We start from the raw sequence: 11,042 nt of genomic DNA, 5'->3' as shown, positions 1-11,042 counted from the left end.
CCCAGCGCACGCCGGCGTCGCGCAGCCAGTCGCGCAGCAGCGGCAGGTCTTCGGCCTCGATGCCGGCGCGCCGCGCGATGGCCGGTTGCTCCAGCCAGGCCAGCACGTCCTCAGCGGCGAAGCGGCTTTCCGGCAGCGCGAGCAGTTCGAGGAAGGCTTCCAGCAGCGGCAGCTCGGCGCGCAGGCTGCGGTCGGCGAGGCTGAACGGAATGCGCGGGGAGGCCTGCCGCGACGCGCCGGTGCGCGAGGCGAACACCGCCTCGACGTAGGGCGCGTAGCGTTCGATGTCCGGGGTCAGCACCACCACCTGGTCCGGCGTCAGGCCGGGGTCGGCGGCGAAGCGCGCGAGCAACTGGTCGTGGAGGATTTCCACTTCGCGCAGCGGCGAATGGGCGACGTGCAGCTCCAGCGAACGGTCGTCCGCGCGCAGCGCGATGCGCTCGTCGGCCTGGCGCGTACGCAGGCGCAGGATGTCGTGCTGCAAAGCGTGCAGCAGGCTGTCGTCGACGAGATCGGCGTCTTCCGAATAGAGCCCGGTCTCCTGGCTGCCGTCGGCCGACGCCAGGCTGAACAGGCTGTCGAAGAAGTCCCTCCCTTGCTTGCCGAGGCTGGCCAGCAGCGGGTGGCCGACATCCAGATACCATTCATCCGGGCTCAGCTCCGGCTGTTTCGCCAGCTCGCGGATGTCGCGGATATCGCCCCAGGCCTCGCGGCACGGGTTGAGGGCGAACAGCACCACCTCGGTGTGCCGGCCCAGGGCCTCGAGCACGCGCAGGTGATGCGGCGGCAGCGAACTGATGCCGAACACCAGCAGGCGCTCGGGCAGGTCGGCGAGGGGCGCGGGGTCGTACAGGCGTTGCAGCAGGTCGTCGAGCAGACGCGCACGGTGCGGGTGGCCGTCGGCGGTCAGCTCGCGCCAGAGCAGCGCCTGCCAGGCTTCGTCGGGGCCGAGGTCGCACAACGCGCCGCGCTCCCAGGCCGCCAGCCAGTCGTCGCGATAGAGCAGGTACTGGTCGAACACGTCGGCGATCTTCGCCGCCAGCGACAATCGCCGGCGTTCGTCGCCACCCTCGAGGTAACGCTGCAGGCGCTCGGCGCGCTGCAGGTTGGCCGGCTCGCAGAGCCAGTCGTAGAGACGCCAGGTCAGCGTCACCGTGGTGAACGCCGACTGTTCCGGCAACTGGCCGAGCACCTGGCGCGAGAGGTCCCAGACGAACGCCGCCGGCAGCTTTACCTCCAGTTGCATGGCGATGCCCTGCTCGCGCGCCAGTTGCAGCGTCAGCCAGCGCCCGATGCCCTGGCTCGGCACCACCACGCGCGCCGGCGCGAAGGGGTCGCGTTGCGGCTGGGCGAGCAGGCGCGTGGCCAGGGCGCCGAGGGTTTCCAGATCGGGAGCGTGGTAGAGGTTGAGCATGGATGCGCGGTCTGCCGGGGGAATGCCTAGGTTATCAGTTCACCGCCGGTTCACGTCGCCGCGAGCCGATCAGGCCTGCCGCTGCGCCAGCCGCTCCAGCAGTTCGATCTGCTGCGCCTGCATCGCCACCAGTTCGCGCCACTGGGTTTCGCGCAGGGCGTCGACCTTCTCGTGTAGCAGCATGATTTCCAGCTCGGCCTTGAGGTTGACCTCGTAGTCGTGCTCGGCGTTGATGCGGTCCTTCTCCGCCTGGCGGTTCTGCGACATCAGGATCAGCGGCGCCTGTATCGAGGCCAGCATCGACAGGAACAGGTTGAGCAGGATGTACGGATAGGCGTCGAAGGCAGCGTCGTAGCGGACCAGGATCAGCGAGTTGAGCCCGACCCAGACCACGATCAGCCCGATGAACGAGAGGATGAACGCCCAGGAACCGCCGAAACTGGCGATGGCATCCGCGGCGCGCTGGCCAAAGCTGGCGGCATCCTCCTCTTCCTGCGCGGTGTTGCGCGCGATCGGCGTGTGCCTGGCGAGGTGACGGGCAACGCGCTGGGCGTTTTCGTCGAGTTCGCCATAGGGCGCGCCGAGCAGGTTGCGGGCGACTTCTTCGTACTTGTGCTGCATGGTTTCCTCGCGGTGCAACGATGGGGGCGGTGCGGCGCCTGCGTCGAATTGCGCCGCGGCGTCACCTGCACGATCATGCGCCTCCGATCCCCGGAAGCGCAGCAGGAGCAACGACGAAATGGACGATCACAGCGCCCCAGACCACGAGATCCACACCCTGCTGCGCCAACTGGCCGAGCGCGGCGGCTCGGACATGTTCTTCAGCGTCGGCGCGCCGCCGCACCTGAAGGTCGACGGCAATTCCGTGGCGCTGGAAGCCCCGGTTCTTGGGCCCGGAGCGGTGCGCCAACTGGCCTACGCGCTGATGAATCCGGCGCAGGTCGCCGAGTTCGAGCGCGAGTTGGAGCTCAACCTGGCGGTGAGCGTGCCGCAGGTCGGGCGCTTCCGCGCCAACGTCTACCTGCAGCGCGGCGAGGTCGGCATGGTCGTGCGCCATGTGAAGAGCGATATCCCGGCGCTCGCCACGCTGGGCCTGCCTGCACCGCTGGAGCGCCTAGCGCTGTTCGACCGCGGCCTGATCCTGGTGGTCGGCGCGGCCGGTTCCGGCAAGTCGACCACTCTCGCCTCCCTGCTCGACCACCGCAACGCGCGCAAGGGCGGGCACATCCTCTGCATCGAGGACCCCATCGAGTTCATCCACTCGCACAAGCGCTCGCTGGTCGACCAGCGCGAGGTCGGACTGGACACCCACAGCTTCGCCGCCGCACTGCGCAACGTGCTGCGCGAAGCGCCGGACGTGATCATGCTCGGCGAGGTACGTGACGCCGAATGCATGCAGCACGCCCTGCATTACGCCGAGACCGGCCACCTGTGCGTCGCCACGCTGCACGCCACCAGCAGCCTCCAGGCGATCGAGCGGGTGGTGCACTTCTTCCCCGAGGGTGCGCGCAAGCAGGTCCTCGCCGACCTCTCGCAGAACCTCCTGGCGATCGTCGCCCAGCGCTTGATTCCTGGGCTGCGGCAGCGCCGCGTGCTGGCCGTGGAGCTGCTCCTGGCGACCCCGCACCTGCGCGACCTGATCAAGCGCGACGAACTGGGCGAACTCAGGGACGCCATCGGCAGCGCGCCGGAAAGCGGCCTGCAGACCTTCGACCAGCACCTCTTCGCGTTGCAGCAATCCGGGGCGATCAGTCTCGAACAGGCGCTGAAGAATGCCGAGTCGCGCACCGACCTTGCGCTGCGCATCCGCCTGGATGGCAACGCGCCGGACGCCGATGGACTCGGCGGCTGAGCCGGCACGGCATCCAACGCACTGAAACTTTCCTGTAATAATCGCCCCGCCGGCCGTGCCATGAAGCGAACCCGGGAGTCGTTATCCTGTCCACCCAAAGGTATCCGCCGCGCCTGCTCGCTCAGGCGACCCGGCATTTCCGACGCACATCGATCGCTAGGGAGGCCGTCTTATGCTGACCTTGCTCAATCTGCTTTCCGCCATCGCGTTGCTGGTGTGGGGCACGCACATCGTGCGTACCGGCATCCTGCGCGTGTTCGGCTCGCAGTTGCGGCGCATCCTCAGCCACAGCATCAACCGCCTTCCGCTGGCCTTCGCCGCCGGCATCGGCGTCACCGCATTGGTGCAGAGCAGCAACGCCACCGCCCTTCTGGCGACCTCGTTCGTCAGCCAGGGCCTGATGGCGCTGGCGCCGGCGCTGACCATCATGCTCGGCGCCGACGTCGGCACGGCGCTGATGGCCCGGGTACTGACCTTCGATCTGTCCTGGCTGTCGCCGCTGCTGATCTTCGCCGGTGTCCTGCTGTTCCTCTCGCGCAAGCAGACCCGGATCGGCCAGCTCGGCCGCGCCTTCATCGGCCTCGGCCTGATCATCCTGGCGCTGCAGCTGATCGTCGCCGCCGCCCTGCCGATCACCGAATCGCGCGGGATCAAGGTGCTGTTCGCCTCGCTCACCGGCGACCTGCTGCTGGACGCGATGGTCGGCGCGCTGCTGGCGATGGCCACCTACTCCAGCCTGGCCGCCGTTCTGCTTACCGCGACCCTGGCCAGCGCAGGCCTGATCAGCCTGCCGGTGGCGATCGGCCTGGTGATCGGCGCCAACATCGGCAGCGGCGTGCTGGCGTTCCTCAACAGCAGCATGCAATCCGCCGCCGGCCGCCGCGTGGCGCTGGGCAGCCTGCTCTACAAGCTGCTCGGCCTGCTGCTGGTGTCGCCGCTGCTGCACCCGCTGGTGAACTGGATGAACGAGCAGCAGACCTTCGAGGCGGCGAATCTGGTGATCGGTTTCCACCTGGTCTACAACACCCTGCGCTGCCTGCTGATGCTGCCCACGGTGCGCTGGATGGCGCGCCTGTGCACGCTGCTGCTGCCGGAAAAACACCTCGACAACGGCGTCGCCCGGCCGCGCCACCTGGACCGCAGCGCGCTGGAAACGCCGAGCCTGGCGCTGTCCAACGCGGTGCGCGAAACCCTGCGCATCGGCGACCTGGTGGACCACATGCTGGTCCGCCTGCAAGAGGTGCTGCAGCGTGACGAGCAGGCCTCGGGCCAGGAAATCCGCCGCCTCGACGACGACGTCGACGCCCTCTACAACGCAGTCAAGCTGTACCTGGCGCAGATCCCCCGCGAAGCCATGGCCGATGCGGACGCCCGGCGCTGGGCGGAAATCATCGAGCTGGCGGTGAACCTCGAACACGCCGGCGACACCATCGAGCATATGCTCGGCAAACTGCAGCATCACAAGACGGCGCGGCGCCATTCGTTCTCCGAAAAGGGCCTGGAAGAACTTAACGAGATGCACGAGCAGCTGCTGGCCAATCTGCGCCTGGGGCTTTCCGTGTTCCTCTCCGGCGACCGCCAGGGCGCCCGCCAACTGCTGCGCGAGAAGCGCCGCTTCCGCGTGCGCGAACGGCGCCTGGCCCACGCCCACGTCGAACGCCTGAGCCAGCAGGTGGTGCAGAGCATCGAAACCAGCTCGCTGCACCTGGAGCTGATCGCCGACATGAAGCGCCTCAACTCGTTCTTCTGCAGCAGCGCCTACGCGGTGCTCGAGGATGGCGAAACCGGCGCCCTGCCGAGCGAGGGGGCGGACCCGTTCAGCCCGCCGCATCCCACGCAGGACGCGGCCGACGCGGCCGATATCGAGCCCCCGAAGGCAGGCGGCGAGCGGGGCTGACCGGGGTCAACGGGCGGGCGTACTGGAGGGATATTCTGTAATGGCCCTTCGCTATGGTCGCTACCAATGCCATGCCAACCCGCTGCACCCGTCCTGCTCGTCTGCGCCCATCCGGAAACGGAGCAGCGCCTTCGTTTGCTCCTGCGCTCGATGGACCTGGATGGCGAAGTGGTCTGCTCGCCGGTGGATTGCAGTCAGGCGCCGCTCTGCCGCTGGTTCGGCGATGCGGGCCTGAACCCGAACGGCGAACTGCACGCTGCCCTTGCCGAAACCGTGGCCGTGCTCGAACGCACCCGGCATTCCTTCAAGTCCCGCGAGCTCGGCGAACTGCGCCGGCAGCTCACGCGACTGCTGGCCGAGTTGTCCGAGACGCATCGAGTAGGTTAAAAGGGCGCCCTTGGTTCCGCATGAGCGGGAATCGGCTTTGCCGGGCAGGACATTCAGGGCCTGAAAGACAGAGTGCCGCGATGGCCACCTTCGAAAGAGGGTGGCCATCGCGGCGCTTTTTTTTTTGGGGCTCGAGTTTCCAGGAGAGGATGAAATGAGGCCGGAACAGGAACTTCAAGGCTTATTGAAACGCATCGGCCTGGATCGGCAGGAGATCGAAAACCGCTGCCGCTTCCTTGGCTGGAACGAACAGGACGCGGAGCGTCTGAGCCGCTCGGCAGGCCTGATGGAGGAGCCCCACGCGGCCTTCGTCGAGGCGCTGTACGCGCACATGGTCAAGTTCGACCCGCTGCAGCGGATTCTAAACGACGCGGAAACCCTCAGGCGTCTCAAGCGCAGCCAGTTGAACTACTACCGGCGCCTGTGGATGGGGCCGTACGACCGAGACTACGTGCGCGAGCGGCTGCAGATCGGCCTGGTCCACGAGCGCGTCGGCGTCGAACTCAAGTGGTACATGGGCGCCTATCGCATGTATCTGGACGGCATGACCGACGCACTGTTCGCCGACAGCCCCAACGCGGCGCTCTACCAGAGCATGCTCAAGGCCGTATTCTTCGACATGACGCTGGCGATCGACACCTACACCGCGGCCCAGCGCCAGGCCCTGGAAGACAGCGAGGCGCGCTTCGCCCGCGCGCTGCGTGGCGCCAACGACGGGCTATGGGACTGGGACGTGGTGAACGACCGGCTGTACCTCTCGGAGCGCTGGGCGAGCATGCTCGGCTATGGCCGCGACAGTTTCAGCGAAAGCAGCCAGGGCTGGTTCAGCCGCGTGCACCCGGACGACCTGCCCTCGCTGCGCCAGGCCATCGACGCCCACCTGCGCGACGAAACCGCGTTCCTGCACATGGAATACCGGATTCGTCGCGCCGACGGCGAGTTCGCCTGGGTGCTGGTCCGCGGCGTGGCCGAGCGGGACCGCCAGGGCGGCCTGCGGATGGCTGGTTCGCAAACCGACGTCAGCCAGCGCAAGGCGGTCGACAGCCAGCTCCGCCACGCCGCCCGGCACGACCCGCTGACCGGCCTGGCCAACCGTACCCGGCTCGACGAATTGCTGCACCAGGCGCTGCAACGCCAGCGCAAGGCCGGCGCCCGCCAAGCCGCACTGATGTTCATCGACCTCGACCGCTTCAAGCTCATCAACGACAGCCTCGGGCATGCCGCCGGCGACCACGTGCTGATCGAGGTCGCCCACCGGCTGAAACGCTGCCTGCGCCCTGGCGACCACCTCATCCGCTTCGGCGGCGACGAATTCGTGGTGCTGCTCGACGACATGGCCCTGCAGGCCGACGCCGAACAGGTCGCCCAGCGCATGCTGGAAAGCCTCCAGCATCCGCTGCACCTGCGCGAACACGCACTGGTGGTCAGCGCCAGCATCGGCATCGCCCCGCTGCGCGACGAGGGCCGCACGCTGGATGCGTTGCAGGCAGCCGACCTGGCCCTGTACCGCGCCAAGGCCGCCGGCAAATCGCAGTTCGCCCGCTACAGCGAGGAGCTGCAGGTCGCCGCCCAACATCAGCTGGAGCTGGAGAGCGCGCTCTCGCAGTCGCTGGCCAAGGGTCAGTTCGAGGTGCACTACCAGCCGATCTGCCGCATCGACCATGGCCACCCCTACCTGCAGACCGTCGAGGCGCTGGTGCGCTGGCGGCACAAGGGACGCCTGGTCGGGCCGCTGGAGTTCGTCCCGGCGCTGGAGGAGTCCGGCGAGATCGTCCGCGTCGGCGAGTGGGTGCTGCGCGAGGCGTGTCGCCAGGTGCGCCGCTGGCAACTGGACGGGCAGGCACACCTGCGCTGTTCGGTGAACCTGTCGAGCCGGCAACTGGGGCAGATGGATTTCGCCGCGCGGGTCGCCGACATCCTCCGCGAAACCGGCCTGCCGGCGCCCAGCCTGATTCTCGAGATCACCGAAAGCCTGCTGATGGAAGACAGCGCGGAGACCCTCGCCAGCCTGCGCGAGCTGGCCAGCCTGGGTATCCGCCTGGCGCTGGACGACTTCGGCACCGGCTATTCGTCGCTGGGCTACCTGAAGCGCTTCCCGCTGCACATCCTCAAGGTCGACAAGAGCTTCATCAGCGGCACCCCGCACGATCCCGAGCTCACCGCGATCAGCCGGGCGATCATCGGCCTGGGCGCCAGCCTCGGCCTGCAGGTGGTCGCCGAGGGCGTGGAACTGCAGGAACACCTGGACTTCCTCGCCCGCGAAGGCTGCCGCTATGCCCAGGGTTACTGGTTCAGCCGGCCGCAGCCGCCGCAGGAACTGCAGCGGCTGTTCGACAGTGGCGATTGCTTCGAGGGGCGCTGGTCCCTGTTGCCGAGCCCGTCCCAGGCGGCGGGCACCGACCTGTACTGAGCACTCGCCCACGACCCGTGCATCGGCTCAGCCGAAGAACCAGTAGCAGACCAGGATCGCCGCGATGACCCCGGTCAGGTCCGCCAGCAGTGCGCAGCCTACAGTGTGCCGCGCGCGCTGGATGCCTACCGCGCCTAAGTACACGGCGAGCACATAGAAGGTGGTTTCGGTGCTGCCCTGCACCGTCGCCGCGATCAGCGCCGGGAAGCTGTCGACGCCCTGGCTCTGCATCGTCTCGATCAGCATCGCCCGCGCCGCGCTGCCGGAGAACGGCTTGACCAGCGCGGTCGGCAGCGCATCGACGAAACGCCCATCCAGCCCCAGCGCGCCGACCAGCCAGCGGATCCCGTCCAGGCCGATGTCCAGCGCACCGGACGCCCGCAGCACGCCCACCGCGCAGAGCATTGCCACCAGATAGGGCAGCAGGCTCCTGGCGACGTCGAAGCCTTCCTTCGCGCCCTCGACGAAGCTCTCGTAGACCGGCACCCGCTTCAGCGCGCCGAGCAGCAAAAACAGCATGATCAAGCCGAACAGACAGAGGTTGCCGAGCAACGACGACAGCGCTGCCAGCGCGGTGGCCGAGAGCGTGGCGAGCACGCCCATGAAGCCGCCGAGGATCAGCGCGCCCGGCACCAGGTAGGCGAGTACCACAGGGTCCCAGAGCTTCAGGCGCTGCATGAAGGCCACCGAGAACAGCCCCACCAGGGTCGAGGCACTGGTCGCCAGGAGGATCGGCAGGAACACCAGGGTCGGGTCGGGCGCCCCCTGCTGCGCGCGGTACATGAAGATGTTCACCGGCAGCAGGGTCAGCGACGAAGCGTTGAGCACGAGGAACAGAATCTGCGCGTTGCTCGCCACGGTCTGGCTCGGATTGAGCTCCTGCAGCGCGCGCATCGCCTTCAGGCCGATCGGCGTGGCGGCATTGTCCAGGCCGAGGCCGTTGGCGGCGAAATTGAGGGTGATCAGCCCCAGCGCCGGGTGGCCGGGCGGCACCTCCGGCATCAGCCGGCTGAACAGCGGCCCGAGCATTCGCGCCAGCCAGTCGACCAGCCCGGCCTGCTCGGCGATACGCAGGAAGCCCAGCCACAGCGTCAGCGTGCCGAACAGCAGGATCATCACCTCGACCGACAGTTTGGCCATGGCGAACAGGCTTTCCACCAGCGCGGCGAACACCTCCGCATCGCCGCCGAGCAGCCAGCGCCCCAGCGCGGAAACGGCCGCCACCACGAAAAAGCCCAGCCATAAGCCGTTGAGCATGCAGACCTCCGCACAAACAGGAGGCTGGATGATAGCGGCGCGACACTCCGCGGTCACGGCATGGTCTACCTTGCGTTCTGCTGTCATCCATCACGCGAGGAACCGAAAGATGAAGAAAATCCTGGTGCTCTACTACTCCATGTACGGCCACATCGAGCGGATGGCCGAAGCCGTCGCGCAGGGCGCGCGCAGTGTCGAAGGCGTCGAGGTGACGCTCAAGCGGGTGGCGGAAACCATGCCAGAGGACCTCGCCCGGCAGGCCGGTGCCAAACTCGACCAGGCTGCGCCTCTCGCCACGCCGCAGGAGCTGGCCGACTACGACGCCATCCTGTTCGGCAGCCCGACGCGGTTCGGCAACATGGCCGGTCAGATGCGTACCTTCCTCGACCAGACCGGGGGGCTTTGGGCGAAGGGTGCGCTAATCGGCAAGATCGGCAGTGTCTTTACCTCGACCGGCACGGGCGCCGGCACCGAGACCACCATCACCTCGTTCTGGAACACGCTGGCGCACCACGGCATGCTGATCGTCGGTCTGCCCTACAGCGCGCCGGAGCTTTCCGACATCAGTGAAGTGCGCAGCGGCTCGCCCTACGGCGCGGCCACCATCGCGGGGCCGGACGGCTCGCGCAAGCCGAGCGAGAAGGAGCTCAGCCTGGCGAAATTCCAGGGCGCGCACGTGGCGAAGCTGGCGGTGCGGTTGCACTAAGAAGCTGGAAGCGGCCGAACGGCCAATAAACATGATTGAGCTGCCCACCGGAGTCGATTGACGACTCCGGTGCAGCTTCGCCTGATCCGGCCCGCGAACGGGAGTACTCGCTGTACCCCTAGGTCGCTCCGAACTCAAACATCCAGAGCAACCCGGCCCCCTGATCACATCCGCTGTCGGATGAGTGACGGCTGAAGGCCAGCCGTTTCGCTGATCGATGAATTCCCTTTCGCTCAGCGGGCGACTCCTTCCATGAGTCGCGATTCTCTCGATTGCCCCACTCGGCCGGGCAATCGGGCATTCCAGGGCCCGCTTAGCGCGGTCCGCGCATGCGCCCGAAGATGAACGAAGCCACGAACAACACCAGGAACAGGATGAACAGAATCTTGGCGATTCCAGTGGCAGTGCCGGCAATACCACCGAAGCCGAGAACACCAGCGATGATGGCGATGATCAGGAAGGTTATGGCCCAGCTCAACATAGGATTTTCCTCTTTCTCGTTTTTGATGTTGCTAGCGCTCAGACGACCTCGGGGGTGTGTCCGGACGCGGTTACGGTTTCTTCGCGGTCATTGACGTAATGACTCTCCAACAGCGCCTGGCCGACCACGAGTGCACAACTCATCATCAATCCCAGGAACAGCAGGGCAGTGATCACAAAAGCAAGAATCCACATGTCCATCTCCTTTTCGCCGCTCTGCCAGCGATGTCCGTCGGTTAGAAAACGTAGCTTTCCTGCTTCGGCAGTTCGTTCCAGATCTGCTGGCTTTCGCGAGCAGAAGGCTGCGTGGCGGGCTGCAGCGATTCCCGGGTGTACTGCTGGGCAACCTGAGCCTGCACTTGGAGGGACGGTTGCAGACGCTGCACCTGACCCCACTGCGTCTCGACCATGGCCAGACCTGGGGCCTGGGCGGCGGCGGTCTGTGGTTTTTCGGTCACTTGGATCAACACCAACGCGGCTACGGCGAACAGTCCTTTGGAGAGGGGCGACTTGAGCAGTTGGTTGTTCATCCTGATTCCTCCGAGCGACTGGTTTCCAGCGCGTTTCAATTTCGTATGTGACTAACATTGCAGCCGCCGTGCCATCTGCAATTCGTTTTTTTATCCTTTAAAATCAATA

At 66.8% G+C, this 11,042-nt stretch carries 11 protein-coding genes; 5 read left to right on the top strand and 6 right to left on the bottom strand.

Annotated elements, in window-relative coordinates; translation table 11 throughout:
• Together B2X67_RS13580 and B2X67_RS13575 are read right to left on the bottom strand one after the other, a co-directional pair.
• Positions 1-1,414, bottom strand: a 1,414-nt coding sequence (locus B2X67_RS13580) for an exodeoxyribonuclease V subunit gamma (RefSeq protein ID WP_286785819.1), incomplete at its 3' end; no start/stop codon positions are given.
• Positions 1,415-1,483: 69 nt separating this feature from the next.
• Positions 1,484-2,035 (bottom strand): DUF1003 domain-containing protein, encoded by a 552-nt coding sequence (locus B2X67_RS13575; protein ID WP_273231084.1) that lies wholly within the window; start codon positions 2,033-2,035, stop codon positions 1,484-1,486.
• Positions 2,036-2,153: 118 nt separating this feature from the next.
• On the opposite strand from B2X67_RS13575, the gene B2X67_RS13570 reads away from it, so the two are divergent.
• The 4 genes from B2X67_RS13570 to B2X67_RS13555 all read left to right on the top strand — a co-directional run bounded on the left by B2X67_RS13570 (position 2,154) and on the right by B2X67_RS13555 (position 7,960).
• On the top strand, positions 2,154-3,266 hold the full coding sequence (locus B2X67_RS13570; protein WP_286785818.1) for a PilT/PilU family type 4a pilus ATPase: 1,113 nt from the start codon (positions 2,154-2,156) through the stop codon (positions 3,264-3,266).
• A gap of 172 nt (positions 3,267-3,438) precedes the next feature.
• Positions 3,439-5,163, top strand: a complete 1,725-nt coding sequence (locus tag B2X67_RS13565) for a Na/Pi cotransporter family protein (protein WP_286785817.1) — start codon at positions 3,439-3,441, stop codon at positions 5,161-5,163.
• Between the two features lie 135 nt (positions 5,164-5,298).
• Entirely contained in the window at positions 5,299-5,550 is a 252-nt protein-coding gene (locus B2X67_RS13560) for a hypothetical protein (RefSeq protein WP_286785816.1), read from the top strand.
• A 154-nt stretch (positions 5,551-5,704) separates the two neighbouring features.
• On the top strand, positions 5,705-7,960 hold the full coding sequence (locus B2X67_RS13555; protein ID WP_286785815.1) for an EAL domain-containing protein: 2,256 nt from the start codon (positions 5,705-5,707) through the stop codon (positions 7,958-7,960).
• A 27-nt stretch (positions 7,961-7,987) separates the two neighbouring features.
• On the opposite strand, the gene B2X67_RS13550 is transcribed toward B2X67_RS13555, so the two are convergent.
• Positions 7,988-9,217, bottom strand: coding sequence for a nucleoside recognition domain-containing protein (locus tag B2X67_RS13550; RefSeq protein WP_286785814.1), 1,230 nt, complete (start codon positions 9,215-9,217; stop codon positions 7,988-7,990).
• Positions 9,218-9,326: 109 nt separating this feature from the next.
• Between B2X67_RS13550 and wrbA the strand changes: the two genes are divergently transcribed.
• On the top strand, positions 9,327-9,923 hold the full coding sequence (gene wrbA, locus B2X67_RS13545; RefSeq protein ID WP_286785813.1) for an NAD(P)H:quinone oxidoreductase: 597 nt from the start codon (positions 9,327-9,329) through the stop codon (positions 9,921-9,923).
• 313 nt (positions 9,924-10,236) lie between these two features.
• Here the strand turns inward: wrbA and B2X67_RS13540 are convergent, their stop codons facing one another.
• From B2X67_RS13540 to B2X67_RS13530, 3 genes are read right to left on the bottom strand one after another with little or no spacing between them, the layout of a single operon-like run.
• Positions 10,237-10,404, bottom strand: a complete 168-nt coding sequence (locus tag B2X67_RS13540; RefSeq protein WP_090224448.1) for a DUF1328 domain-containing protein — start codon at positions 10,402-10,404, stop codon at positions 10,237-10,239.
• Positions 10,405-10,442: 38 nt separating this feature from the next.
• A complete protein-coding gene (locus B2X67_RS13535) occupies positions 10,443-10,598 on the bottom strand; it encodes a hypothetical protein (protein ID WP_175534273.1) in 156 nt (51 codons plus the stop codon).
• A gap of 41 nt (positions 10,599-10,639) precedes the next feature.
• Positions 10,640-10,933 carry a hypothetical protein gene (locus tag B2X67_RS13530; RefSeq protein WP_282344643.1) on the bottom strand — a complete coding sequence of 98 codons (294 nt, stop codon included), beginning with the start codon at positions 10,931-10,933 and terminating at the stop codon, positions 10,640-10,642.
• Between the last annotated feature and the right edge of the window lie 109 nt (positions 10,934-11,042).

Source organism: Pseudomonas sp. UBA3153, assembly GCF_002364635.1.
Taxonomy (GTDB): Bacteria; Pseudomonadota; Gammaproteobacteria; order Pseudomonadales; family Pseudomonadaceae; genus Pseudomonas_O; species Pseudomonas_O kuykendallii.
This window is presented reverse-complemented; position numbering and strand designations above follow the sequence as displayed.